26 protein-coding genes are annotated in these 22291 nt (G+C 63.8%); 11 read left to right on the top strand and 15 right to left on the bottom strand.

Annotation, left to right across the window (positions count from 1 at the left end):
• Positions 1 to 162: 162 nt before the first annotated feature.
• The 3 genes from dtd (at position 163) to FAZ21_RS02335 (ending at position 2731) form a co-directional block, all read left to right on the top strand.
• Complete coding sequence (gene dtd, locus FAZ21_RS02345) at positions 163 to 615, top strand: D-aminoacyl-tRNA deacylase (RefSeq protein ID WP_136771659.1); 453 nt, start codon at positions 163 to 165, stop codon at positions 613 to 615.
• A 485-nt stretch (positions 616 to 1100) separates the two neighbouring features.
• Positions 1101 to 1418, top strand: a complete 318-nt coding sequence (locus tag FAZ21_RS02340; protein WP_136771658.1) for a hypothetical protein — start codon at positions 1101 to 1103, stop codon at positions 1416 to 1418.
• A complete protein-coding gene (locus FAZ21_RS02335; RefSeq protein WP_136771657.1) occupies positions 1361 to 2731 on the top strand; it encodes an MATE family efflux transporter in 1371 nt (456 codons plus the stop codon). The genes FAZ21_RS02340 and FAZ21_RS02335 overlap by 58 nt, the downstream gene beginning before the upstream one ends.
• 54 nt (positions 2732 to 2785) lie before the next feature.
• On the opposite strand, the gene FAZ21_RS02330 is transcribed toward FAZ21_RS02335, so the two are convergent.
• The 13 genes from FAZ21_RS02330 to FAZ21_RS02270 all read right to left on the bottom strand — a co-directional run bounded on the left by FAZ21_RS02330 (position 2786) and on the right by FAZ21_RS02270 (position 12007).
• Complete coding sequence (locus tag FAZ21_RS02330; protein ID WP_136771656.1) at positions 2786 to 3385, bottom strand: flavin prenyltransferase UbiX; 600 nt, start codon at positions 3383 to 3385, stop codon at positions 2786 to 2788.
• The gene (locus tag FAZ21_RS02325) at positions 3382 to 3927 is read right to left on the bottom strand and encodes a Gx transporter family protein (RefSeq protein WP_136771655.1); all 546 of its coding nucleotides are present in this window, start codon (positions 3925 to 3927) and stop codon (positions 3382 to 3384) included. Before FAZ21_RS02325 ends, FAZ21_RS02330 begins: the two co-directional genes overlap by 4 nt.
• The gene (locus FAZ21_RS02320; protein WP_136771654.1) at positions 3911 to 4279 is read right to left on the bottom strand and encodes a NusG domain II-containing protein; all 369 of its coding nucleotides are present in this window, start codon (positions 4277 to 4279) and stop codon (positions 3911 to 3913) included. The genes FAZ21_RS02325 and FAZ21_RS02320 overlap by 17 nt, the downstream gene beginning before the upstream one ends.
• Positions 4276 to 5145, bottom strand: coding sequence for an RNase adapter RapZ (gene rapZ, locus FAZ21_RS02315; RefSeq protein WP_136771653.1), 870 nt, complete (start codon positions 5143 to 5145; stop codon positions 4276 to 4278). The genes FAZ21_RS02320 and rapZ overlap by 4 nt, the downstream gene beginning before the upstream one ends.
• On the bottom strand, positions 5142 to 6086 hold the full coding sequence (gene hprK, locus FAZ21_RS02310; RefSeq protein WP_136771652.1) for an HPr(Ser) kinase/phosphatase: 945 nt from the start codon (positions 6084 to 6086) through the stop codon (positions 5142 to 5144). Before hprK ends, rapZ begins: the two co-directional genes overlap by 4 nt.
• 126 nt (positions 6087 to 6212) lie before the next feature.
• Complete coding sequence (gene ptsN / locus FAZ21_RS02305; RefSeq protein ID WP_136771651.1) at positions 6213 to 6680, bottom strand: PTS IIA-like nitrogen regulatory protein PtsN; 468 nt, start codon at positions 6678 to 6680, stop codon at positions 6213 to 6215.
• A gap of 102 nt (positions 6681 to 6782) precedes the next feature.
• A complete protein-coding gene (gene hpf, locus FAZ21_RS02300) occupies positions 6783 to 7106 on the bottom strand; it encodes a ribosome hibernation-promoting factor, HPF/YfiA family (protein ID WP_136771650.1) in 324 nt (107 codons plus the stop codon).
• 67 nt (positions 7107 to 7173) lie between these two features.
• On the bottom strand, positions 7174 to 8592 hold the full coding sequence (locus FAZ21_RS02295) for an RNA polymerase factor sigma-54 (RefSeq protein WP_136771649.1): 1419 nt from the start codon (positions 8590 to 8592) through the stop codon (positions 7174 to 7176).
• 45 nt (positions 8593 to 8637) lie between these two features.
• Complete coding sequence (gene lptB, locus FAZ21_RS02290) at positions 8638 to 9369, bottom strand: LPS export ABC transporter ATP-binding protein (protein ID WP_136771648.1); 732 nt, start codon at positions 9367 to 9369, stop codon at positions 8638 to 8640.
• The gene (lptA, locus tag FAZ21_RS02285) at positions 9366 to 9872 is read right to left on the bottom strand and encodes a lipopolysaccharide transport periplasmic protein LptA (protein ID WP_136771647.1); all 507 of its coding nucleotides are present in this window, start codon (positions 9870 to 9872) and stop codon (positions 9366 to 9368) included. The genes lptB and lptA overlap by 4 nt, the downstream gene beginning before the upstream one ends.
• Positions 9853 to 10422, bottom strand: coding sequence for an LPS export ABC transporter periplasmic protein LptC (lptC, locus tag FAZ21_RS02280; RefSeq protein WP_136771646.1), 570 nt, complete (start codon positions 10420 to 10422; stop codon positions 9853 to 9855). Before lptC ends, lptA begins: the two co-directional genes overlap by 20 nt.
• 9 nt (positions 10423 to 10431) lie before the next feature.
• Positions 10432 to 10947 (bottom strand): KdsC family phosphatase, encoded by a 516-nt coding sequence (locus FAZ21_RS02275; RefSeq protein ID WP_136771645.1) that lies wholly within the window; start codon positions 10945 to 10947, stop codon positions 10432 to 10434.
• Positions 10948 to 11029: 82 nt separating this feature from the next.
• Entirely contained in the window at positions 11030 to 12007 is a 978-nt protein-coding gene (locus FAZ21_RS02270; RefSeq protein ID WP_169307213.1) for a KpsF/GutQ family sugar-phosphate isomerase, read from the bottom strand.
• A gap of 193 nt (positions 12008 to 12200) precedes the next feature.
• On the opposite strand from FAZ21_RS02270, the gene FAZ21_RS02265 reads away from it, so the two are divergent.
• Positions 12201 to 14171: a monovalent cation:proton antiporter family protein gene (locus FAZ21_RS02265; RefSeq protein ID WP_136771644.1), complete on the top strand. Its 1971-nt coding sequence runs from the start codon at positions 12201 to 12203 to the stop codon at positions 14169 to 14171.
• Between the two features lie 93 nt (positions 14172 to 14264).
• On the opposite strand, the gene FAZ21_RS02260 is transcribed toward FAZ21_RS02265, so the two are convergent.
• Positions 14265 to 15416 (bottom strand): Do family serine endopeptidase, encoded by a 1152-nt coding sequence (locus tag FAZ21_RS02260; protein ID WP_136771643.1) that lies wholly within the window; start codon positions 15414 to 15416, stop codon positions 14265 to 14267.
• A gap of 14 nt (positions 15417 to 15430) precedes the next feature.
• On the opposite strand from FAZ21_RS02260, the gene FAZ21_RS02255 reads away from it, so the two are divergent.
• The 7 genes from FAZ21_RS02255 (at position 15431) to FAZ21_RS02225 (ending at position 20940) form a co-directional block, all read left to right on the top strand.
• Complete coding sequence (locus tag FAZ21_RS02255; RefSeq protein WP_136771642.1) at positions 15431 to 16183, top strand: Nif3-like dinuclear metal center hexameric protein; 753 nt, start codon at positions 15431 to 15433, stop codon at positions 16181 to 16183.
• Positions 16180 to 16695 (top strand): hypothetical protein, encoded by a 516-nt coding sequence (locus tag FAZ21_RS02250; protein WP_136771641.1) that lies wholly within the window; start codon positions 16180 to 16182, stop codon positions 16693 to 16695. Before FAZ21_RS02255 ends, FAZ21_RS02250 begins: the two co-directional genes overlap by 4 nt.
• 208 nt (positions 16696 to 16903) lie before the next feature.
• Complete coding sequence (gene petA / locus FAZ21_RS02245; protein ID WP_136771640.1) at positions 16904 to 17494, top strand: ubiquinol-cytochrome c reductase iron-sulfur subunit; 591 nt, start codon at positions 16904 to 16906, stop codon at positions 17492 to 17494.
• An 11-nt stretch (positions 17495 to 17505) separates the two neighbouring features.
• On the top strand, positions 17506 to 18858 hold the full coding sequence (locus tag FAZ21_RS02240) for a cytochrome b (RefSeq protein WP_136771639.1): 1353 nt from the start codon (positions 17506 to 17508) through the stop codon (positions 18856 to 18858).
• 11 nt (positions 18859 to 18869) lie between these two features.
• Positions 18870 to 19652: a cytochrome c1 gene (locus FAZ21_RS02235; protein ID WP_211243336.1), complete on the top strand. Its 783-nt coding sequence runs from the start codon at positions 18870 to 18872 to the stop codon at positions 19650 to 19652.
• Between the two features lie 175 nt (positions 19653 to 19827).
• Positions 19828 to 20433, top strand: coding sequence for a glutathione S-transferase N-terminal domain-containing protein (locus tag FAZ21_RS02230; protein ID WP_136771638.1), 606 nt, complete (start codon positions 19828 to 19830; stop codon positions 20431 to 20433).
• A 69-nt stretch (positions 20434 to 20502) separates the two neighbouring features.
• Complete coding sequence (locus FAZ21_RS02225) at positions 20503 to 20940, top strand: ClpXP protease specificity-enhancing factor (protein ID WP_136771637.1); 438 nt, start codon at positions 20503 to 20505, stop codon at positions 20938 to 20940.
• Between the two features lie 62 nt (positions 20941 to 21002).
• On the opposite strand, the gene FAZ21_RS02220 is transcribed toward FAZ21_RS02225, so the two are convergent.
• Positions 21003 to 22265 carry an RsmB/NOP family class I SAM-dependent RNA methyltransferase gene (locus FAZ21_RS02220; RefSeq protein ID WP_373279516.1) on the bottom strand — a complete coding sequence of 421 codons (1263 nt, stop codon included), beginning with the start codon at positions 22263 to 22265 and terminating at the stop codon, positions 21003 to 21005.
• Positions 22266 to 22291: the final 26 nt, after the last annotated feature.

The raw sequence follows: 22291 nt of genomic DNA, 5'->3' as shown, positions 1-22291 counted from the left end.
GCCGGGGCGTGATGGCGAGGCAAGCATCTGAATCGAAAATGAAATTGCCATTTGCGCCAGCATGCTTTTAATGCAAATGACATCCATCCGGCGTGGATATCCGTGGGCGATGCCGGCTGTTCGGCGACGCGCTAGCATGGCGTTTTTGCGGGAGGTTGGAGCATGCGGGTGCTGGTGCAGCGGGTCGGCAAGGCGGCGGTGCGGGTCGCGGATGAAACCGTGGGCGAGATCGGGCCGGGATTGTTGTTGCTGGTGGGAGTGGAAGCCAGCGATACCGGGGAGGATCTGGCCTGGATGGTGGGCAAGGTGACACGGCTGCGCATCCTTGCCGATGAGGCCGGTGTGATGAATCGCAGTGTGGTCGAGGCGGGGGGCGAGGTGCTGGCCGTTTCGCAGTTCACGCTGTTCGCCAGTTGCCGCAAGGGCAATCGGCCGTCATGGAGCCGTGCCGCGCCGGGGGCGGTGTCGCAACCGATGTTTGAACAATTCGTCACGCAACTGTCGCAAGCGCTGGGGCGCATGGTACCGACGGGCGTGTTTGGCGCTGACATGCAGGTGGCGCTGGTGAATGACGGGCCGGTCACGCTGATGCTCGATTCGCGCAATCCCGAATAGCGGAAAGGGAAGGCGCCGACGCACCATGCGCTTGACGCCGCCGGTGCGCCAGGCGTAAAAACAGACGGTACAGCGCCGATTTGACTGCCAGCTTGCGGGCGCTTCAATAAATACAGCTAAAGCGTGCCGACCAACCCGCGGCCACGCGGGTTTTTTGTTTTCCGGCCCGGTATTCTTTTTTTGCGCGGCTTGCCCTGCTCGGGATGCCCGGTCGGATTGACGGAGTTTGTTGTTAAAGTCGCCCCAGAGCCTGGCGAAGCTGGTCCTGGCAAGCAGCGGAACGCCGACAGTACAGGTGGTACGGCCAACGCGCCCGATGCCTGCCTGCGTCGCAGCCAGCAGGGGGCGTGAGTGGCTCCCAGTTTTTTTGTTGTAACGCGCCGAGTTAATCGACAACTTGCGGAGCGCGGCCCGATTCCGGGCGAATCCGCTAAAGCGTCGGCCGCCAGGGCGGTCGACTGTTGCCATTGCTCCAGGAGGTCGCCATGTACGATTGCTTCTATCCCGATGACGTCCCCGCACGCCGTGCGTTGCCGTCCCCCCATCGCCGCTGCCTGCGCCTGAGCGCCGCGATCGGGGCCGATTCCTTGCTGCGCGATGCCGAAAGCGCCTTACGCGCGCTGGGTTTTGCGCTGGAACACTGTGCGGATGGCAGTCTGCTGGTCTTCGATCTATCGGTGCATACCGCACTGTCATTGCAACAACGCTGGCCCGCGCTGATCGGGCAGTTCGAGATTCCCCCGTTATGCCCCACACGACGCAATACCGCTTCAAGGACGAACTCGCCAGCATCTGGACACTGAGCTGGCCCATCATGGTCGGCCAGTTGGCCAGCACCGGTACCGCCTTTGTCGATGCGGTGATGGCCGGGCACGTGTCCGCCGGCGACCTGGCGGCGGTATCGGTGGGTGCGTCGATCTGGGTCATGCTGATCGTCACCTTGATCGGCCTCACGCTGGCCGCCAGCCCGCTGATCGCCCATGCGGTGGGCGGCAATCGACGTCACGAGATACCCGGCCTGGCACAACAGGCGCTGTATCAGGGGCTGGTGTGGGGTCTGATCGCCTGGGGCGCGGCCTGGCTGGCGCAGCCCTTGCTCAGCCATCTGGGGCTGGAGCCGGCGGTGGCCGACAAGGCACGTGGTTTTGTCCGTGCCGTGGCCTGGGCGCTACCCGCCTTTGCGTTGTATCGCGTGCTGTACGGCTATAGCGCCAGCCTGAATGCCACCAAGCCGATGATGGTGATCGCGTTGTCCGGCCTGGCGCTGAACGTGCCGCTCAACTGGGTGCTGATCTACGGGCACTTCGGTGCGCCGGCGCTGGGCGCGGTGGGCTGCGGCTGGGCTACCGCGATGTGTACATGGTTCACGCTGCTGCTGATGTGGCTGTGGATCAAGGTATCGCCGCTCTACCGCGATACCGATCCGTTGAAGCACTGGCGCGGCGTGGATTGGGCGCAGCAATGGCAGTTGCTCAAACTGGGCCTGCCGGTGGGCGCGATGTTCTTCGTCGAGGTCAGCGCGTTCTCCGGCGTGGCATTGCTAATGGCGCGGCTGGGCACGATCTCGGTGGCGGCGCATCAGGTGGCGCTGAACATGGCGTCGCTCACCTTCATGATCCCCTCTGCGCTGGGCACGGCGATGACGGTACGGGTGGGGCAGGCGCTGGGCGCGGACGATCCGGCCTACGCGCGCTTCGTCGGCTGGACCGGCATCCGCGTGGGGCTGGCGGTTGCCGGCTGTACCGCGATGCTGATGATCGTCGGCAACCATATCGTCGCCGGCTGGTATACCCGCGATGCGGCGGTGCTGGCGCTGGCCAGCAGCCTGCTGATCTTTGCCGGGGTCTTCCAGTTGGCCGATGCCACCCAGGTGGTCGCGGCCGGCGTGCTGCGCGGCTACAAAGTAACGCGCCAGCCGATGCTGCTGCATCTGACCGCGTTCTGGGTGATCGGCTTGCCGCTGGGGTATCTGCTGGCGTTCGGCGGATTCGGCTGGGCTGGCTGGGGGGCGCGGGGCTACTGGCTGGCGCTGGTGGTGGCGTTGTCGTTCGCGGCCACGGCGCTGGTGTTGTTGTTCCGGCGCGTGGCGCGTACGCGGTTGTCCGCGCCTGCCTGAACCCGCACTGTCCATGTGGGACGTCGTCCGGCGCGTGTCCGCGGCTTGCTCGTCCTACGCGCCCCAGCGGCGTTGCAAGGCATGCGGCACACCGAGCTGGTCGAGAATGCGCGCCACCACGAAATCGACCAGGTCGGCGATGGTCTGCGGCTGGTGATAGAAGCCCGGATTGGGGGGCAGGATCACCACGCCCAGGCGCGCCAGCTTGAGCATGTTTTCCAGATGCAGCGCGGAGAATGGCGCTTCGCGCGGCACGACGATCAGTGTCTTGCGCTCCTTGATCATCACGTCGGCGGCGCGCTCCAGCAGGTTGTCCGAGTTGCCGTGGGCAATGGCGGCCAGCGCCCCCATGGTGCAAGGCACCACCACCATACCGTCGCCGGGATTGGAGCCGGATGCCATCGGTGCGAACCATTCCTGCTGGCCCCAGACCTTGAGCCGGCTGTCGTCCACACCGAACTGTTCGCGCAGCAGATCGCCCAGCGCCTCGGCGCGTCCCGGCCAGGTGACGCCCAGCTCTTCACGCGCGACGATCTGCGCCGCCTGGGTGTACAGCACATGCACGGTGCAACCGGCGGCAAGCAGGCATTCCAGGGTACGGATGCCGTAGGCCAGGCCGGAGGCGCCGGTGAAGGCGAGGGTGATGGTTTTCATCGGGGTTTCTCCAGAAGCATGCGCGCAACGATCAGGCCGTTCACCAGCCCGAACAGCAATGCGGCCCCGGCGAACAGGGGCGCAAGTCGCCACAGGCCTTCGTGTGGAATCAGCCAGAGCCGCGCCAGGAGCAACTGGCCGCTGATGTGTGCGAAGGCCGCCAGGATGGAGAGGCCGACCGGGCCGAACCAGCGGCGGGGCAGATGTTGCACCAGTGCCAGCACGGCCAGGCTGCACAGGCCCCCGGCAAGGCTGAGCGCAAAGCCGGGCGAGAACAGCCCGCCCAGCGCAAGCGCGGCGCCGAAGATGCGCAGCAGCCCGACCCACGCCGCTTCCTGCCAGCCATGTCGCCACAACACCAGCAGCACGACGATATTGGCCAGCCCGGGTTTGACGCCCGGAATCGGCGTGGGAATCGCGGCCTCCATCACTGACAGCGCGATGGCGATGGCGGCGTAGCCGGCGATGCGGCGATCCGCCGCGCTGACGAACGTGGTGGCAGGGGCGCAGCCGGGGAGCGGGTGCTCAGTATCCGAGGGCATCGTAGTGGGCATCCTGGCCGACCAGCGCGACGGTGGTGCGGTTCGGCAGGCAGATGGCGCTTTCGCCGGCCCGGATCAGCCAGCCGGTCTGCACGCAGTACTGGCGCGGGCCGGGGTCGGCCGCGACCCGCGCCCGGCCGCGGTCGATCTCGACGCGGGTGATGCCCAAGGGGCCTGGAACGTCGAGGTGGCGCCGGGCGGCCAGGTCGACTTCCGCGTAGAGCTTGCCTGCGCTGTAGATGCGTACCCGCGTAGCGGGGGCCTGCTGCCAGGCGAACGTGGCCAGCCAGCCGACCAGGATGGCGCCGGCGCTCAGGATCAGCCAGTCGCCGGGCCGAAGCGCCGCAATCATCGGTTGACCGCTAGCTCGGGCCGTTCGCGATGGCGGACCAGTACCTGCCGGTTGACGGCGAAATGCCGCGCCAGTTGTTCGGCCAGATAGACCGAGCGATGCTGGCCGCCAGTGCAACCGATGCCGACCGTGACATAACTGCGGTGATCGCGTTCGAACTCGGGCAGCCAGCGCTCCAGAAAGCCCAGGACATGGGTCTGGTATTTGCCGACCATTTCCTCGCGTTCGAGGAAGTCGATCACCGGCTGGTCACGCCCGGTAAGGGGGCGCAGCGCCGGATCGTAATGCGGATTGGGCAGGCAACGGGCGTCGAAGACGAAATCGGCATCCAGCGGAATGCCTTGTTTGAAGCCGAACGATTCGAAGATCACGGTCAGCCGCGAGCGGTCGAGTGCGACGAAGTCGCGCAGCCAGGAGCGCAGTTGCGCGGCCGAAAGATCGGTGGTGTCGATACGATGCGCCAGCGACGAGAAGTATTCGAGCATTTCGCGTTCCAGCGCGATGGCTTCGAACACCGTGAGGTCGCCCGAGGCCAGCGGGTGGCTGCGGCGGGTTTCCGAGAAGCGCTTGACCAGCGTTTCGGTCTTGGCTTCCAGGAACAGCAGGCGCACGTCGAGATTCAGCTCGAACAGCGCATCCAGGTGTTCCGGGAACGAGACGAAACTGTGCGCGCTGCGCACGTCGATGCCGATGGCGACGCGTGGATAGCCGTCCTCGTCGAGCAGGGCGGCGCTTTGCGGCAGCAACGGCGAGGGCAGGTTGTCAATGCAGAAGTAACCCAGGTCCTCCAGCGCCTTGAGCGCCACGCTCTTGCCGGCGCCGGACAGGCCGGAAAGCAGGATGACCTGCTGGCGTTTGTGCGTCATTCGCCCATTTCCATGAAACGTTGGTGACGTTCGATGAACTCGCGGGTGGAGTCGATGCCGCGTAGTTGCAGGATGTAATTGCGCACGGCGGCTTCGACCAGCACGGCGAGGTTGCGGCCGGCGGCCACGGGGATGACCAGCTTGCGAATCGGCACGCCGAGGATTTCCTGGGTGGCCGCTTGCATCTGGAGCCGGTCGATCGGCGCCAGCGTCTCGCCGCTGGCCTTGGCCAGGTGGATGATCAGCTTGAGGGTCTTTTTGGGGCGGACGGCGGTTTCACCGAAGATGGTGCGGATATTCAGTACGCCGATCCCGCGCACTTCGAGGAAATCCCGCAGCATCGGCGGGCAGCGGCCTTCGAGTGTTTCGGGGTTGGTGCGATAGACCTCGACCACGTCGTCGGCGACGAGGCCATGGCCGCGCGAGATCAGCTCCAGCGCCAGTTCGCTCTTGCCCATCGACGATTCGCCGGTGAGCAGCACGCCCACTTCCAGTACGTCGAGGAATACGCCATGCAGATGGGTGGAGACGGCCAGCGCTTTCGACAGGTAGTAGCGCAGCACGTCCATCAGGTATGGCGACTGCTCGGGAGAGGTGAGCAGCGGTACGTGATAGCGCTCGGCCGCCTCTTTCAGTGCGTCGGGTACGGGCTGGCTGTTGGCGACGATCATCGCCGCCATTTCATTGGCGAACAGACGCTCGACCGATTCCTTCTGCGCTTCGGGCGACAGCCCCTGGAAGTAGTTGACCTCGGCAATGCCCAGCACCTGCACCCGGTTGGGGTGGATGAAGTTCAGGTGGCCGACCAGCGCCAGCTTGGGCTTTTGCTCGCTGGCATCGTTGGTCAACAGGCTGTTGGCCCCCGATTGCCCGGCAACCCAGGTGAGCCGCAGTTTCTCGGCGTTGTCGATGAAAAGCTGGCGTACGGTGATCTGCGGCATCGCGTGCTCTTGGAACCTGTTCGAAGTCTTGCTGCGTGGCCTTGGTGGCCGGTGCTGAACGGTATATCACGCCCGGCCACGCTGTGGCGCGCCTGCGCCATCATCCGGGAAGAAGGCGGGCAGGCTTTACAGGGCCGAGTAGGGCTCCCAACTGGTGATCAGCTTCCAGGTCGCCGACGCATCTTCGTTGCTGGCCAGTTGATCACGTATGGCTTTGTCCGAAAACAGTTGCGCCAGTTCGGACAGGATCTGCAGGTGCAGATCGGTGGCGTTGGCGGGAACCAGCAGCACGAAAATCAGCGAAACCGGCTTGCCGTCCGGTGCGTCGAAGGGAATGGGCGTTTTCAGCCGGACAAAGGCGCCCGTTGCTTCCTTCAGGCCCTTGATCCGGCCGTGAGGGATGGCGACGCTCTGCCCCAGGCCGGTGGAACCCAGCTTCTCGCGGGCGAACAGGCTGTCGAAGATCACGCTGCGCGCAATGCCATGGCTGTTTTCGAACAGGATGCCTACCTGTTCGAAAACACGCTTTTTGCTGCCGACGTCCATCTCCAGGAAAACGTTCGAGGCAGGCAGGATCTTGGATATCAGGCTCATTCTGATAGGGGCCCCTGAAATGACGCGGCTATTGTAGCCCCGTGGGCGAACAAACGAAAAACGGGAACCTGCCGGTTCCCGTTTCTGTGCACAGCTAGCGGGTTATTCCGCGACAGCCTGGTGCTTGATGCTCTCGCCACGGTGATCCATCAGCTTTTCCTTGTGTTTGACGATCTGGCGATCCAGCTTGTCGCTGAGCAGGTCGATGGCGGCGTACATATCCTCGTCGATCGCTTCGACATGGATGTCACGACCGCGTACATGCACGGTAGCCTCAATTTTATGCTGCAGCTTCTCCACCGAGAGGATCACGCCAACGTCGATCACAGAATCGAAGTGGCGGGTAATACGTTCAACCTTGCTGGTGACGTATTCGCGAATTGCCGGGGTTATTTCCAGGTGATGTCCGCTGAGTTTGAGGTTCATATGTCTGCTCCTTCTGCGTTGATCCCCGAGTGGTGTGTGATGCCGCCAAAAGAAGCACGACACCACCCTACAGGGTTTTGCGCTGATTGACGGGGGCGATCTGCATCGCTTCCCGGTACTTGGCAACGGTTCGCCGCGCAACCACGATCCCTTGCCGCGACAGTGTCTCTGCGAGCGCACTGTCTGAAAGTGGCTTGTTCTTGTCCTCGTTCTGGATCAGCTGTTTGATGATGGCCTTGATCGCCGTCGCCGAGCATTCACCGCCGGCCTCGGTTTCGACGTGGCTGCCGAAGAAGTACTTGAATTCGAAGAGCCCCCTTGGACTATGCAGATACTTTTGGCTCGTTACCCGCGAAATCGTCGATTCGTGCAGTTCGAGCTCTTCGGCGATATCCCGCAGCACCATCGGCCGCATCGCCACTTCCCCGTGTTCGAAAAACGCATGCTGTCTTGCCACAATCGCCTCGGCCACCCGCAGGATGGTATCGAAGCGTTGTTGTACGCTCTTCACCAGCCAGCGTGCTTCCTGGAGTTCCCTGGCCAGCACGCCGCCCTCGCTTCGTTGCAGAATGTCCGCATACATCCGGTTCACCCTGAAACGCGGTCGTGCCGCTTCGTTCAACCTTGCCCGCCACTTGCCCCGCGCCTTGTACACGATGACGTCCGGGATCACGTAGCGGGGCGTCAGCGCTGCCCATCTGGCGGCCGGTCGCGGGTTCAGCCCGACGATCAGTGCATTGGCCGACTTGAGCTGCGCGTCGTCGCATTTGAGCGCTTTCTTGAGCCTAGTGTAGTCACGTGCAGCCAGCAAATCGAGATACCCCTCCACCAATTGCAGCGCCAGTTGACGGATGTCATCTGCCGGCATCTGGCGCAGTTGCATTGCCAGTGCCTCGGCCATATCTCGCGCTCCGACACCTATCGGTTCGAACTGCTTGATGCGGGCCAGGGCAACCGACAGATCCTCCAGTTCGAGACCGGTTTCGGCGACGAGTTCCTCGGGAAGCTGTTCGAAGATTTCCTGAAGCGACTGGGTGAGGAAACCATCGTCGTCCAGCGCATCGATCACCAAGCCTAGTACCGCGCGGTCGAGCGCGGGCAGGGGGAGCAGGCCGGCCTGTTCCAGCAGGTGCTCGCGCAGGGTCAGTTCGCGCGCGGTGTTCGAGGCTGGGTCGAAGTCATCGTCGTCCTCGCCTTGCCCGCCACCGCCACCACCCGAACCGCTGCCCCAGTTCCAGTCGTCGCCTTCGGCGCCGTACTCGCTGCCGCTGTCATCGCTGGATGATTCGGCGGGAGCCTCGCCCTCGCCTTCGCCGGGCCCTTCACCGCGATCCTCGCCGGGCTCCAGCAAGGGGTTTTCGATCAGGTACCGTTCTATTTCCTGGCGGAACTCGAGCGTAGACAGTTGCAACAGCTTGATCGATTGCTGCAGTTGCGGGGTGAGGTTGAGCTGCTGCGACAGCTTGAGCTGAAGGGACTGCTTCATTGAGCCGTGGCGTGAAGGAGGAGGTTGGGGTGGGCACGCATCGCGTTACATGCGGAAGTGTTCGCCCAGGTAGACCTTGCGTACCTGTTCGTTGTTGATGATCTCGGACGGATGCCCGGATGCCATGACCGCACCGTCGGAAATGATGTAGGCGCGATCGCAGATGCCCAGGGTTTCCCGGACATTGTGGTCGGTGATCAGGACGCCGATGCCGCGCTGCTTGAGGAAGGCAATGATGCGCTGGATGTCCATCACGGCGATGGGATCGACGCCGGCGAAGGGTTCGTCCAGCAGGATGAAGCGCGGGTCCGCCGCCAGTGCGCGGGCGATTTCCGCCCGCCGCCGTTCGCCGCCGGACAGCGACATCGCGCCACTGTCGCGCAGGTGGGCGATGTGTAGTTCGTGCAGCAGTTCCTCCAGCCGGGCATTGCGGCGCTCCTCGTCCGATTCGTGCAGCTCCAGCACGGCCTGGATGTTCTGTGCCACGGTCATCTTGCGGAAGATCGACGCTTCCTGCGGCAGGTAGCCCAGGCCGAGCCGGGCGCGCTGGTGCATGGGCATCTGGCCGATGTCGCGTTCGTCCAGCGAGATCGCGCCGCCATCCTTGGCCACCAGCCCGACGATCATGTAGAAGCTGGTGGTCTTGCCCGCGCCGTTGGGGCCGAGCAGGCCGACCACTTCGCCGGCCTCGACTTCCAGCGATACGTCGCGCACCACGGTGCGCTTCTTGTAGCGCTTCATCAACCCCGTGGCGGAAAGCCGGCTGGTCTGGCTCATTGGGCTTCCTTCTTCTTCGGCTGGATCGTGATGTTGACGCGGCCCGGCTTGCCGCCGCTGGTGCCGCCCTGCGCTTCGTAGGTTTCGGTGTTCAGGTTGTAGATGATGACGTCGCCGATCACTTCGTCGCCGGTATCGCGCCGCACCCAGGCTTTGTCCATCAGCCGCAGGATGCCGGCCTTGCCGTCGTAGTCGAACCGCAACGACTTGGCCATGACCCATTCGCCGGTGTCCATGCGCTGCTTGAAGTCGACCGGGTTGCCGTTGCCGGTGGAGTACTGGTTGCCGGCTTCGTCCTGCCGTACGGTCAGGTGCGCGGATTTCAGCGTCATCGTGCCCTGGGTGACGATGACGTTGCCGGTATACGTGCCGAGCGATTGCTTCTGGTCGTAGGTGGCACGGTCCGCCTCGATGTTCATCGGCTTTTCGCGGTCGGCCGTCTCGGCCTGTGCGGTTCCGGCGATCAGGCCGAGGACGGTAAGGCTAAGGGCGAGGCGGTTCATACGTGGTGCTCACTTTGGATTTCAACAGGATGGTGCCGGCGTTCATGTCGGCTTCGAAGCCGGTGCCGTTGCCCCGGTACGGGCCCATGGTGGCGGTGACGCGGGCGTCGGACCAGGCGCGCCGGGTGTCGGTGGTCATCCAGACCTCCTTGCCCAGCACGACCAGTTCGGCCTGGTCGCCCACCGGGTCACGCGTGACGGTGACTTCGCGGGGAAACCAGACGCGATTGGAGTTCTGCAAGCCCTGCGCCAGCGTGGTGACCGCACGCATCACGGGCTGGTCCGGCGCGGTATACGTCAGGTGTGGATTATCGAACCAGGTGCTGTTGTCGTTGGGGTAATGGCGGCTGCGGTCGGCCTTTACCTTGAGCAAGGGCTGGCCGGTCTCGCCGAAGCGCATCGCGTCGATGTTTTCCAGCACAAGGTCCGGCTCGCCGTTGCGCAGGTGCGGCGGCAGGTCCGGCAGTCGGGCCGCTTCATTCAGCAACCAGACCAGCATGCCCAGCACGATCAGCAGGGCCAGGGGCAGGAACTTGGAAGACCAGCGCATCCGATTGCCTTACCGCAGGAAAGGGGCAAGCGCGGCATCGTAGGTGCCTTGCGCCTGCATGATGATTTCGCACACTTCGCGGACCGCGCCATGGCCGCCGGCGCGCGTGGGCACATAGTGCGAGTGGTCGAGCACGATCTGTGGCGCTTCCGGCACGCTGGCGGCGAAAGCCACGCGACGCATCACCGGCAGGTCCACCACATCGTCGCCCATATAGCCGCACTCGGCCGCGGTGACCCCCGCCGCCTTGAGCAGTTCGTCGAAGGTGGCCAGCTTGTCGTGCGCGCCCTGGTAGAGGTAATCGATGCCCAGGTTGGCCGCGCGATGCTCGACCAGGCGGGAGGTGCGGCCGGTGATGATCGCCAGTTTGACGCCGGTGCCTTGCAGCATTTTCAGGCCATGGCCATCCAGCGAATGGAAGGCTTTCAGTTCTTCGCCGCTGTCGGTGTAATAGAGGCCGCCGTCGGTCATGACACCGTCCACGTCGAAAATCATCAGGCGTACGGCGCGCGCTTGCTCGGTCATCAGGCTGTTTTCCTTGTCTTGTTTGAGTTCATGGCCGTGCTACGTGTCCGTCGTGGTTGTTGTATTGTCTGTGCCGCATCGCCTAGACGACGCGGGCGCGCAGCAGGTCATGCATGTGAATGGCACCCACCAGCGCACCCTGCTGCGTGACCAGCAGGCCGGTGCAGCGGCGTTTTTCCATCAGCGCCACCGCCTCGACCGCCAGTTGATCGGCTTCGATGGTGGCAGGCGAGTGCGTCATCACGTCGCCCACGCTGGTGGCATGGACATCGATGCCACGATCCAGCGCGCGGCGCAGATCGCCATCGGTGAAGATGCCGGCCAGCGCGCCCTGCGCATCCAGCACCGCCGTCATGCCGAGGCCCTTGTGGCTGATCTCCAGCAATGCATCGCGCAGCGAGACTTCGGCGCGGACCACCGGCACCTGCTCGCCGGCGTGCATCAGGTCGCTTACCCGCACCAGCAGGCGCCGACCCAGGCTGCCTCCCGGATGCGACAGGGCGAAATCCTCGGCCTGGAAGCCACGTGCGTCGAGCAGCGCCACGGCCAGGGCGTCGCCCAGCGCCAGCGAAACCGTGGTGCTGGCTGTCGGCGCCAGGTTCAACGGACAGGCTTCCTGTTCCACGCTGCCATCGAGCCAGACGTCCGCTTCGCGGGCCAGTGTCGAATTGCCATTGCCGGTAATGGCGATCAACGGTACGCCCAACCGCTTGAGGCTGGGCAGCAGGGCGACCAGCTCATCGCTTTCGCCCGAATACGACAGCGCCAGGACCACGTCGTTGGCGGTAATCATGCCAAGGTCGCCATGCGCGGCTTCGGCCGGGTGCACGAACAGCGCCGGGGTGCCGGTGGATGCGAACGTGGCGGCGATCTTGCGCGCCACGTGCCCCGACTTGCCCATGCCCGACACCGCCACGCGACCCTTGGCGGCCAGCATCAATGCGCAGGCGCGGTCGAAGCGCTCGTCCAGCAGCCCTGCCGAGCGGGCGATCGCCCTGGATTCGATGTCGAGCACATGACGCGCCCGCGCCACGGCTTTGGATTGTTCTGCATTCGCCATAGCGGGCAAGTATAAGAGAGCCGTGCGCGCCGCCGCTAGCAAGAAACGATCCTGCGGTAGTAAAGCCAGCGGCGTTTGTTTGCGGGGTGGGCAATGCACTGGTGCCCGACAGGATCAATGTCCGTGTCTTTGGCCCGCCCGCGCCGGAGCGTTCACCTTATAATCGAACCGCCCATTCGTCGCGACGCCCCTGATGACCCACCTTCTTTCCTCGTTGTTGCTCCTGCTTGCCGCGGCGGTCCTGATGGTGGTGCTTTGCCGTAGCGCCAAGCTGCCGGCAATGTTCGGCTACCTGCTGGTCGGCATGCTGGTCGGCCCGCATGCCCTGGCGTTGATTGCCTCGTCGGATGAAGCGACGCACCTCGCGGAGTTCGGCGTGGTGTTCCTGATGTTTACCCTCGGCCTGGAATTCAACCTCGCCAAGCTGAATGCAATGCGCCGCATCGTGTTCGGGTTGGGGGCGAGTCAGGTGGTCACCACCGCGCTGCTGGTCTGTGGCGGGGCGCTGCTCGCCGGCTACGACTGGAAGGTGGGCCTGGCGCTGGGGGGCGCACTGGCGATGTCGTCCACGGCCATGGTGTCCAAGCTGCTGACCGAGCGTGCCGAGCTGAACGCGCCGCACGGCCAGAACGCCATCGGTATCCTGTTGTTCCAGGATCTGGCGGTGGTGCCGCTGCTGATCATGCTGCCGGTGCTGGGCCGGCCCGGTGAGGAAATGCTGTGGGCGCTCGGGCTGGCCGCGCTCAAGATCGTCTGCGTGCTGGTGTTGTTGCTCAACCTGGGGCAGCGCCTGATGCGGCCCTGGTTCAACCTGGTGGCCAAGCAGCGTTCCAGCGAGCTGTTCATGCTGAACGTGTTGCTGGTGACACTGGGCATCGCCTGGCTGACCGAACTCGCCGGATTGTCGCTGGCCCTGGGGGCCTTCCTGGCAGGCATGCTGATCGCCGAAACCGAATACCGTTATCAGGTGGAAGACGATATCCGCCCGTTCCGCGATCTGCTGCTGGGGTTGTTCTTCGTCACCGTCGGCATGAACCTGAACTTCTCCACGCTGGCCCAGCACTGGTGGATGGTGCTGCTGACGTTGACGTTCCTGGTGCCGGGCAAGGTCATGCTGATCACCCTGCTGGCGCGGTGGTTCGGCAACGCTCCCGGCCCGGCGCTGCGGACCGGTTTCGCGCTGGGGCAGGGGGGCGAGTTCGCCTTCGTGCTGCTGGCGCTGGCCACGGCGGGGGGGCTGATGCCGGTGGAACTGAACCAGGTGATGATCGCCAGTGTGGTGCTGTCGATGCTGGCCACCCCCTTCGTCCTGCAATACTCCGACAAACTGGTGTTGCGCTTCGTCGCGTCGGAATGGATGAGCATGGCCGCCAGCCTGCACCAGATCGCGGTGCGTACGATGGAAAGCCAGGGGCACGTGGTGGTGTGCGGTTACGGCCGCAGTGGCCAGAGCCTGGCCCGTTTGCTCAACGAGGAAAACATTCCGTTCTTCGCGCTGGACCTGGACCCGGAGAAAGTGCGCGAGGCCGGCGCGGCCGGAGAATCGGTGGTGTTTGGCGATGCCGCCAAGCGCGAGGTGCTGATGGCTGCGGGGCTGATGCGCGCCAGGGCGCTGGTGGTTACCTATGCGGATACGCACTCCGCGCTGAAAATCCTGGAAATGGCGCACAAGCTGCGGCCGGAAATGCCCGTGATCGTGCGAACCTACGACGATACCGACATCAATACGCTGAAGGCCGCTGGCGCGGCGGAAGTCGTGGCGGAAATCCTGGAAGGCAGCCTGATGCTGGCGTCGCACACGCTGATGATGCTGGGTGTGCCGCTCAATCGCGTGCTCAAGCGCATCCGCAGCGTGCGGGAGGCACGCTACCAGATGTTCCGCGGCTTCTTTCGTGGCACGGTGGAGGACCAGGACGACAGCGATCGCCCGTTGCCGCGCCTGCATACTGTGTTGCTGGTGAGCGGCTCGGCGGCGATCGGCAAGAGTATCGAGATGTTTGACCTGGCCGGGCTGCACGTGGAGGTCAAGAGCCTGCGCCGCAAGAGCATGCGGCCGATGCAGCCGGCTGCCGATTTCGTGCTGAACGAGGGGGACGTGCTGGTGCTGCTGGGCGAGCCGGAAGGATTGGCCGCGGCGGAGATGCTGCTGTTGCAGGGCAACTAGCGGCACGGTGGCGCGCGGTGAAAAGCCCCGAGGCCGGGGCTTTTCCATTCATATCGATCTACCTGATCTGCGTCTTGCCATCCAAGGTGATGTTCAAGGCTGCCGGAAGGCCGGCCGCTTGCCGATCTTCACCGGTACGGTGATTTCCCTGCCGTCGCGGAACAGGCGCACGTCCACCTGTTGATCCGGCTGCAAGGCGGCGATCAGATTCAGCATCGTCAAGGTGTTGCCGACATCCTGCCCGCCGATGGCCAGCACGATGTCGCCGGGCTTGAGCCCGCCCTTGTCGGCCGGGCTGCCGCGTACCACGCCGGCAACCAGCGCGCCGCGCGCTTCCTTCAGCTTGAAGGAGCTGGCGAGTTCGGCGGTGACGTCCTGCGGTTCGACGCCCAGCCAGCCGCGTACCACGCTGCCATCCTTGATGATGGCGTCCATGACCTGTTTGACCGAACTGGCTGGAATGGCGAAGCCGATGCCGAGCGAGCCGCCGGTGCGCGAATAGATGGCCGTGTTGATGCCCAGCAGGTTGCCACGGGTATCGATCAGCGCGCCGCCGGAGTTCCCCGGGTTGATCGCCGCGTCGGTCTGGATGAAGTTCTCGAAGGTGTTGATGCCGAGCTGGGTACGCTTGGTGGCGGAGACGATACCCATGGTCACGGTCTGGCCGACGCCGAACGGATTGCCGATGGCCAGCACCACGTCGCCGATTTCGGTGCGCGTATCGTCGGCGAAGGTCACGGTCGGCAGGTTGGGCAGCTCCACGCGGATCACCGCGAGGTCGGTTTCCGGATCGGTGCCGATCAGCCTGGCTTCGGCGGTGCGCCCGTCCGCCAGCGCCACCTCGATCTCGTCGGCCGACTCCACCACGTGGTTATTGGTGACGATGTAACCCTCGGCGGACACGATCACACCGGAGCCCAGGCTGGAAGTACGTTGTGCTTCGTCACCATCCAGGCGGTCGTCGAAGAAGCGGCGGAACGCCGGATCGTTCAGCAACGGATGGGTGAACTTGGTTTCCTTGGCGGTATAGATATTCACCACGGCGGGCATGGCGCGGCGCGCGGCATCGCGATACGACGGCACGCCACTGGCCGGGCTCGCCTTCGGCTCGCTCGATTGCACCACCACCACCTCGGGCGGCTCGGTACGCTTCGGCAGCCAGTCAGGATGAAGCAAAGCGATCAGAAACCACACGGCAAGCCCGACCGTGGTGGTTTGTGCGAAAATCAACCAGAGTTTTTTCATGTGGTCGAAAGGCAATGGCCGTAGCCAGAGAGCAACTGACCGATTATATCGGACAACTTCTACAGATAGACCGCTTCAAGGATTACTGCCCCAATGGCTTGCAGGTGGAAGGGCGCGGACAGGTTTCGCGCCTGGCCACCGCCGTGACCGCCAGCCTGGCGGCGGTGGAGGGCGCGGCCGCCGCCGGTGCCGATGCGCTGCTGGTGCATCACGGTTATTTCTGGAAAAGCGAAAGTGCGCCCGTGGTCGGTATCAAGAAGGCGCGCATTGCGCGCCTGCTGGCGGAAGACATCAATCTGCTGGCCTATCATCTGCCGCTGGACGCGCACGAGACGCTGGGCAACAACGCCCAGTTGGGTCTGCGTCTGGGCCTGGTGGCGGATGGACGCTGCGGCGAACAGGACATGGTCTGGCTGGGGGCGCCATCGCTGCCGGTCAGCCTGGGCGAATTCGCCGCGCTGGCTGCCCGCGTGCTGGGCCGTGAACCGCTGGTGATCGGTGACACTGGGCGGATGCTGCGTCGTGTGGCATGGTGCACCGGTGGCGCGCAGGGATATTTCCACGAACTGGCAACCCGGGACATCGATTGTTTCGTCACCGGCGAAGCCTCGGAGTTCGTTACACATCTTGCCCGTGAATCCGGCGTGGCCTTCATCGCCGCCGGCCACCATGCCACCGAACGCTATGGCGTGCAGGCATTAGGCACGCACCTCGCCGAGCGTTTTTCGCTCGATCTCGTTCACCTGGACCTCGACAACCCCGTATGACGAAAGCCTTCAAGCTCATGTCGGCCATGCTGGCCGGCATTCTGCTATCCGCCTGCGGCTCGATGCCGCCTTCGACCACCCAGCCGGGGCAGCCGGCAGGCCAGGCCGGCGTGCCCGCCACACCGGCCGAGCCCACCGAGCCGCCACTGGCCGAAACCGAGATCCAGCAGCTCAAGACCGCGCCGACGGTATTGATCGAAGGCCGCAGCGCCGAATCCATCCTCAACGACATCGAGCAATACCGCACCTCACGGGGCATGACGGTGGCGGCGCGCAGCAAGACCCGCATCGAATTCGTCGCCGGCATCGTCAAGGCCAAGCGTCCGACGCAGGCGCGCATCCGCTACGTGCTGCTGCCGGTCAAGAATGGCTTCAACCTTTCGGCTCGCGTGTTCCAGGTAAGTTATCCGGGCACTGGCCGCGAAAAGGTGGCGGACATCACGGCGGAAGTGGCGGATCGCCTGAATACGGAGCTGGTGCGCTACAGCCAATCGGGCGGGAGTTGGCGCTGATCAGCTTTTCCGGAGGGCCGCCCAACGCGGCCCTTTCTGTTTGGGCGCGCGTCCAGGCGAAGCAAATTTGACGAAACGGCTACTCGCCGCCCTGTGCACGTGTTACGTGCCGGCTACGCAGGACATAGCGTTCAGCTTTCAGTTCCCCGCGTGCTCGGTTAGAATTCGCCAGTTTTAGCCAGAACTTCCATCTTCAGGGATTGGATAAATGAGTGACCAGCAGGTTGACAACAGCAAACGGCGATTCTTGCTCGTCGCGGCGAGCGGCGCGGGCGCCGTGGCCGTGGCCGGCGTCGCGACGCCGTTTATCGCGAGCTTCTTCCCCTCCGAGCGCGCCAAAGCCGCCGGTGCGCCGGCCGAAGTAAACATTAGCAAGCTCGAACCCGGCCAGAAAATCGACGTCGAATGGCGTGGCAAGCCGGTTTGGGTGGTGAAGCGCACCCCCGAGATGGTCGCCAACCTTCCCAAGAACGACCCCAAGCTGGTCGATCCGAAATCCGAGTCCAGCGACCAGCCCAGCTATTGCCAGAACGAAGGCCGTTCGCGCAAGCCGGATATCTGGGTCGCCGTCGGCGTCTGTACCCACTTGGGCTGTTCGCCGACCTTCCGCCCCGAACTGGCCCCGGCCGACCTGGGCCCGGAATGGCTGGGCGGCTTCTACTGCCCCTGTCATGGCTCCAAGTTCGACCTGGCTGGACGCGTGTTCTCCGGCGTCCCCGCGCCGACCAACCTCGTCATCCCGCCGCACAAGTTCTTCGGCGACGCGGATTCCATGCTGCTGATCGGCGAAGACCAGTAAGAGGCTGAACCATGAGCAAACTACAAAATGTCGGCCAACAGGTCCTCGACTGGGTCGATGATCGTTTCCCGCTGACCGCCACCTGGAAAGCGCACGTTTCCGAGTACTACGCGCCGAAGAACTTCAACTTCTGGTACTTCTTCGGATCGCTGGCCCTGCTGGTGCTGGTGATCCAGATCGTCACCGGCATCTTCCTGACGATGAACTACAAGCCGGACGGCTCGCTGATCCCCGGCACCAACGTCTCGGTCGCGTTCGCCTCGGTCGAATACATCATGCGCGATGTGGCGGGTGGCTGGATCATCCGCTACATGCACTCCACCGGTGCCTCGATGTTCTTCGTCGTGGTCTACCTGCACATGTTCCGCGGCCTGATCTACGGCTCGTATCAAAAGCCGCGTGAACTGGTGTGGGTGTTCGGTACGCTGGTGTTCCTGATCCTGATGGCCGAAGCGTTCCTGGGTTACCTGCTGCCGTGGGGCCAGATGTCGTTCTGGGGGGCGCAGGTGATCGTGAACCTGTTCGCGTCGATCCCGGTGATCGGTCCGGATCTGTCGGTATTCATCCGTGGCGACTTCGTCGTGTCGGACGCCACGTTGAACCGCTTCTTCGCGCTGCACGTGATCGCCGTGCCGCTGGTGCTGCTGGCCCTGGTGGTCGCCCACCTGGTGGCGTTGCACGAAGTGGGCTCCAACAACCCCGACGGCGTCGAGATCAAGAAGCTGAAGGACCCGAAGACCGGCATTCCGCTCGACGGTATTCCGTTCCACCCGTACTACACGGTGAAGGATATCCTCGGCGTCGCGGTGTTCCTGGTGGTGTTCTCGCTGGTGGTGTTCTTCTTCCCCAACGTGTTCGGCTACTTCCTCGAAGACAACAACTTCATTCCGGCCGATCCGCTGAAGACGCCGCCGCATATTGCGCCGGTGTGGTACTTCACGCCGTTCTACGCCATCCTGCGCGCGGTGCCGTCGTTCCTCGGTACCCAGGTCTGGGGTGTGCTGGCGATGGGCGCCGCCGTGGTGGTGATCGCCTTCCTGCCGTGGCTGGATCGCAGCCCGGTCAAGTCGATCCGCTATCGTGGCCCGATCTACAAGTCCGCACTGGTGCTGTTCATCATCGCCTTCATCGGCCTGGGCATCCTGGGCGCGCTGCCGCCGACAGATATCCGTACCGTCGTGTCGCAGATCCTGTCGGTGGTCTACTTTGCGTTCTTCTTCGGCATGCCCTGGTACAGCAAGCTGGACAAGACGCTGCCGGTGCCCGAACGCGTCACCGATTCCACGCTGGGGCGCCAGATGCGCTTCCTCGCCCTGTTCGCGCTGACCCTGGTGCTGTCGGCCGTGTTCGCCTGGGTGATCTGAGAGGGAATGGCATGAAATCTAATATCAAGAAATGGCTGGCCGCCGCTTCGCTAGCACTGGTGCCGCTGGTTGTCGTGGCATCCGAGGGCGGCGTGCACCTGGATCGCGCGCCGAACAAGCTGCGTGATCCCGAAGCACTGCAACGTGGCGCGCAGACCTTCGCCAACTACTGCCTGTCCTGTCACGGTGCGGTGTCGATGCGTTATAACCGCCTGCAGGACCTGGGCCTGTCGGAGGCGCAAATCAAGTCCAACCTGATGTTCGCCTCGGAAAAGGTGGGCGAGCCGATGCGCGTGGCCATGGCCGCCGCCGATGGCAAGGCCTGGTTCGGCGCCACGCCGCCCGACCTGTCGGTCATCGCCCGTGCCCGTGGCGCGGACTGGCTCTACACCTACCTGCGCACCTTCTACCGCGATGATTCCCGCCCGACCGGCTGGAACAACCTCGTGTTCGACAAGGTGGGCATGCCGCACGTGCTGTGGGAACTGCAAGGCCAGCAGGTTCCGGTCTACGAGACGGTGAAGAACCACGAGACCGGCAAGGAAGAGCAGCACCTGGTGTCGCTCAAGCTGGAAAAGCCAGGCCTGCTCACGCGCGTGGCCGAGGATGGCGGATTCGACCAGACCGACTACGACACTCGCGTGGCCGACCTGGTCAACTATCTGGTCTACATGGGTGAACCGGCCAAGGTGAAACGCGAACAGATCGGTTATGCCGTGTTGCTGTTCCTGTTGTTCATCCTGGTGCCGATCAGCTACTTCCTGAAGAAGGAATACTGGCGCGATATCCATTGAGGAACATCGGGCAGGACAAAAAGGGCGCGGCAAGCGCCCTTTTTGTTTATCGGGCTGTTTGCCTTTTTGCTATTAAAATCAGTGGCTTGTGGCTGATTTCTGGCTTTTTGCACCCCCAGGCTGGTAAAATCGCCGCCATCGCATTCCCCGCGTTTGACAACGGAGACCGTACCCCATGATGAAACTGTATTCCGGCACTTCCTGCCCGTTCAGCCATCGCTGCCGCATCGTGCTGTTCGAAAAGGGCATGGATTTCGAAATCATCGACGTCGACGTGCACAGCAAGCCCGAAGACCTGGCGGTGATGAACCCGTACAACGAGGTGCCGGTACTGGTCGAACGCGATCTGCAACTGTACGAGTCGAATATCATCAACGAGTACATCGATGAGCGCTTCCCGCACCCGCAACTGATGCCGGCCGATCCGGTGATGCGCGCCCGTGCCCGCCTGATGCTGTTCAATTTCGAGCGCGAGCTGTTTGTCCACCTGCGCACGCTGGAAGACGGCTCCGCCACCAAGAAGGCGCTGGAAGCCGCCCGGACCACCATCCGCGACAACCTCACCCAGCTTGCGCCGCTGTTTGCCAAGCAGAAATACATGCTGGGCGAAGAGTTCTCGATGCTGGACGTCGCGATCGCTCCGCTGCTGTGGCGCTTCGACCACTACGGTATCGAAGTCACCAAGGCGCTGGCACCGGTGATGAAGTACGGCGAGCGCCTGTTCAGCCGTCAGGCCTTCATCGATTCGCTGACCCCGAACGAAAAGGCCATGCGCAAATAATTGGCCGGGGATGGGATGGCGGGATGGATGTCCCGCTATCCCTGTTCCGCATTGCTTTCGGAGGAACCCATGCAATCCGTCTCGACCAAGCCTTATCTGATCCGGGCCATCCACGAATGGTGCTCCGATCACGGCTTCACGCCTTATCTGGTGGTGGCCGTGCGCGGCAAGATGCAGGTACCGATGGAGTACGTGAAGAACGGCGAGATCGTTCTCAACATCAGCTACAACGCCACGCGCAGCCTGACGCTGGGCAACGACTACGTTACGTTTTCTGCCCGCTTCAATGGCGTCTCGCGCGAGATCGTCATTCCCGTTGGCGCCGTGGTGTCGATTTTCTCCCGCGAGAATGGCGAGGGAATGGGCTTCGAGTACGAGGGCGTGCCCGACGACATGGTCGACAATGCCCCGGTGATCCCGGATGACGTACCGGTATCACCCAGCAACGGTCCCGATGACGAACCACCGCGTCCCACGGGGCGTCCGCAGTTGCGCGTGGTGAAATAACGCCGTGCAGACAACAAAAAGCCCGCGAATTCGCGGGCCTTTTGTTGTCTGGCACCGCTGTATCAGGCCGCGCGACGCTTCATCACCGCGGCAAAGAAGCCGTCGGTGTTATGCCGCGCCGGATCCAGTTGCAGATACGGACCATCGAGCGGCAGCTCAATCTTCTCGCCCGCCAGCAGCTCGCGGACATCCAGCAATTCGAACTCGGGATGTGCCGCCAGGAAGGCATCGACGATGACCTGGTTCTCGCTCGCCAGGACGCTGCACGTGGCATAGACCAGACGGCCACCGGCTTTGGTCAACCGCGCCGCCGAGGCCAGGATGCTGGCCTGCTTGGCGTTGAGTTCGGCCACGCTGGCGGCGCTCTGGCGGTATTTCAGATCGGGGTTGCGGCGCAGCGTGCCGAGGCCGGAGCAGGGTGCATCGACCAGGACCGCGTCCATCTTGCCCGCCAGGCGCTTGATCTTCTGATCGTGCTCGCTGGCGATCAGTTGCGGCTGTACATTCGACAGGCCCGAGCGCGCAAGGCGCGGCTTCAGGTTGGCGAGGCGCTTTTCCGAAATATCGAAGGCGTACAGCCGGCCGGTGGAATTCATCATTGCGCCCAGCGCCAGTGTCTTGCCGCCAGCCCCGGCGCAGAAATCCGCCACCATCTGGCCGCGTCGCGCACCGGTGAGCAGTGCCAGCAACTGGCTGCCTTCATCCTGTACTTCGAACGCCCCCGACAGGAACAGTGGATGCCGATTGAGCGCTGGCTTGCCGGCCACACGCACGCCCCACGGCGAATACGGCGTCGCCGTGACGGGGAATTCGCCACCCGCCAGCGCCTCGACCAGCGCTTCCCGCTTGAGTTTGAGGCTGTTGGCGCGCAGGTCCAGCGGTGCGGCGCCCAGCATCGAGGTACCCAGCGCGATGATTGCATCGTCGCTGCGTCCCTCGGCGGCCAGCGCGGTACCGATCCATTCGGGCAGGCCGGCGCGCACGTGCGTCGGTGCGGTGGACCAGTCGGTGGCCTTCCACTTGCGCACCAGTTCGAGTTGTTCCTCGTTGAACAAGGCCGCCAGTTCCTTGAGATTGCGCTTCTCGATGGCCGCCAGATAGCCGATCAGCCACAGGCGCGCGCCGGCGTACGGCCCGGCTAGCCATTCCAAGCGTGGCAGGTGTCGCAGCAGGCCGAATACCGTTTCGGCGATCACGGCGCGATCGCGCGCGCCGAGCTTCTTCTCCTCGCGGAACAGACGCGACAGACAGACATCGGCCGGGGCGGTGAAGGGCAGGATCTGCTCGAGCGCGTCGAGAATGCCTTGGTACTGGGTGGAGGTGATCATATTGGTTACCGGTTGGTTGCGTG

This window comes from Chitiniphilus eburneus (genome assembly GCF_005048205.1).
GTDB classification, from domain to species: domain Bacteria; phylum Pseudomonadota; class Gammaproteobacteria; order Burkholderiales; family Chitinibacteraceae; genus Chitiniphilus; species Chitiniphilus eburneus.
This window is presented reverse-complemented; position numbering and strand designations above follow the sequence as displayed.

Bases quoted from the DNA above. Each gene is read 5' to 3' on its own strand.
- FAZ21_RS02330 (WP_136771656.1), bottom strand. From the start codon at position 3,385: ATGAAAACCATCACCCTCGCCTTCACCGGCGCCTCCGGCCTGGCCTAC.
- FAZ21_RS02250 (WP_136771641.1), top strand. From the start codon at position 16,180: ATGACGAAAGCCTTCAAGCTCATGTCGGCCATGCTGGCCGGCATTCTG.
- FAZ21_RS02230 (WP_136771638.1), top strand. From the start codon at position 19,828: ATGATGAAACTGTATTCCGGCACTTCCTGCCCGTTCAGCCATCGCTGC.
- FAZ21_RS02235 (WP_211243336.1), top strand. From the start codon at position 18,870: ATGAAATCTAATATCAAGAAATGGCTGGCCGCCGCTTCGCTAGCACTG.
- dtd (WP_136771659.1), top strand. From the start codon at position 163: ATGCGGGTGCTGGTGCAGCGGGTCGGCAAGGCGGCGGTGCGGGTCGCG.
- FAZ21_RS02225 (WP_136771637.1), top strand. From the start codon at position 20,503: ATGCAATCCGTCTCGACCAAGCCTTATCTGATCCGGGCCATCCACGAA.
- FAZ21_RS02335 (WP_136771657.1), top strand. From the start codon at position 1,361: ATGCCCCACACGACGCAATACCGCTTCAAGGACGAACTCGCCAGCATC.
- lptA (WP_136771647.1), bottom strand. From the start codon at position 9,872: ATGAACCGCCTCGCCCTTAGCCTTACCGTCCTCGGCCTGATCGCCGGA.
- FAZ21_RS02275 (WP_136771645.1), bottom strand. From the start codon at position 10,947: ATGACCGAGCAAGCGCGCGCCGTACGCCTGATGATTTTCGACGTGGAC.
- FAZ21_RS02240 (WP_136771639.1), top strand. From the start codon at position 17,506: ATGAGCAAACTACAAAATGTCGGCCAACAGGTCCTCGACTGGGTCGAT.
- hpf (WP_136771650.1), bottom strand. From the start codon at position 7,106: ATGAACCTCAAACTCAGCGGACATCACCTGGAAATAACCCCGGCAATT.
- FAZ21_RS02270 (WP_169307213.1), bottom strand. From the start codon at position 12,007: ATGGCGAATGCAGAACAATCCAAAGCCGTGGCGCGGGCGCGTCATGTG.
- FAZ21_RS02340 (WP_136771658.1), top strand. From the start codon at position 1,101: ATGTACGATTGCTTCTATCCCGATGACGTCCCCGCACGCCGTGCGTTG.
- FAZ21_RS02295 (WP_136771649.1), bottom strand. From the start codon at position 8,592: ATGAAGCAGTCCCTTCAGCTCAAGCTGTCGCAGCAGCTCAACCTCACC.
- petA (WP_136771640.1), top strand. From the start codon at position 16,904: ATGAGTGACCAGCAGGTTGACAACAGCAAACGGCGATTCTTGCTCGTC.
- FAZ21_RS02265 (WP_136771644.1), top strand. From the start codon at position 12,201: ATGACCCACCTTCTTTCCTCGTTGTTGCTCCTGCTTGCCGCGGCGGTC.
- FAZ21_RS02260 (WP_136771643.1), bottom strand. From the start codon at position 15,416: ATGAAAAAACTCTGGTTGATTTTCGCACAAACCACCACGGTCGGGCTT.
- lptB (WP_136771648.1), bottom strand. From the start codon at position 9,369: ATGAGCCAGACCAGCCGGCTTTCCGCCACGGGGTTGATGAAGCGCTAC.
- FAZ21_RS02320 (WP_136771654.1), bottom strand. From the start codon at position 4,279: ATGATTGCGGCGCTTCGGCCCGGCGACTGGCTGATCCTGAGCGCCGGC.
- hprK (WP_136771652.1), bottom strand. From the start codon at position 6,086: ATGCCGCAGATCACCGTACGCCAGCTTTTCATCGACAACGCCGAGAAA.
- ptsN (WP_136771651.1), bottom strand. From the start codon at position 6,680: ATGAGCCTGATATCCAAGATCCTGCCTGCCTCGAACGTTTTCCTGGAG.
- FAZ21_RS02255 (WP_136771642.1), top strand. From the start codon at position 15,431: ATGGCCGTAGCCAGAGAGCAACTGACCGATTATATCGGACAACTTCTA.
- lptC (WP_136771646.1), bottom strand. From the start codon at position 10,422: ATGCGCTGGTCTTCCAAGTTCCTGCCCCTGGCCCTGCTGATCGTGCTG.
- rapZ (WP_136771653.1), bottom strand. From the start codon at position 5,145: ATGACGCACAAACGCCAGCAGGTCATCCTGCTTTCCGGCCTGTCCGGC.
- FAZ21_RS02325 (WP_136771655.1), bottom strand. From the start codon at position 3,927: ATGCCCTCGGATACTGAGCACCCGCTCCCCGGCTGCGCCCCTGCCACC.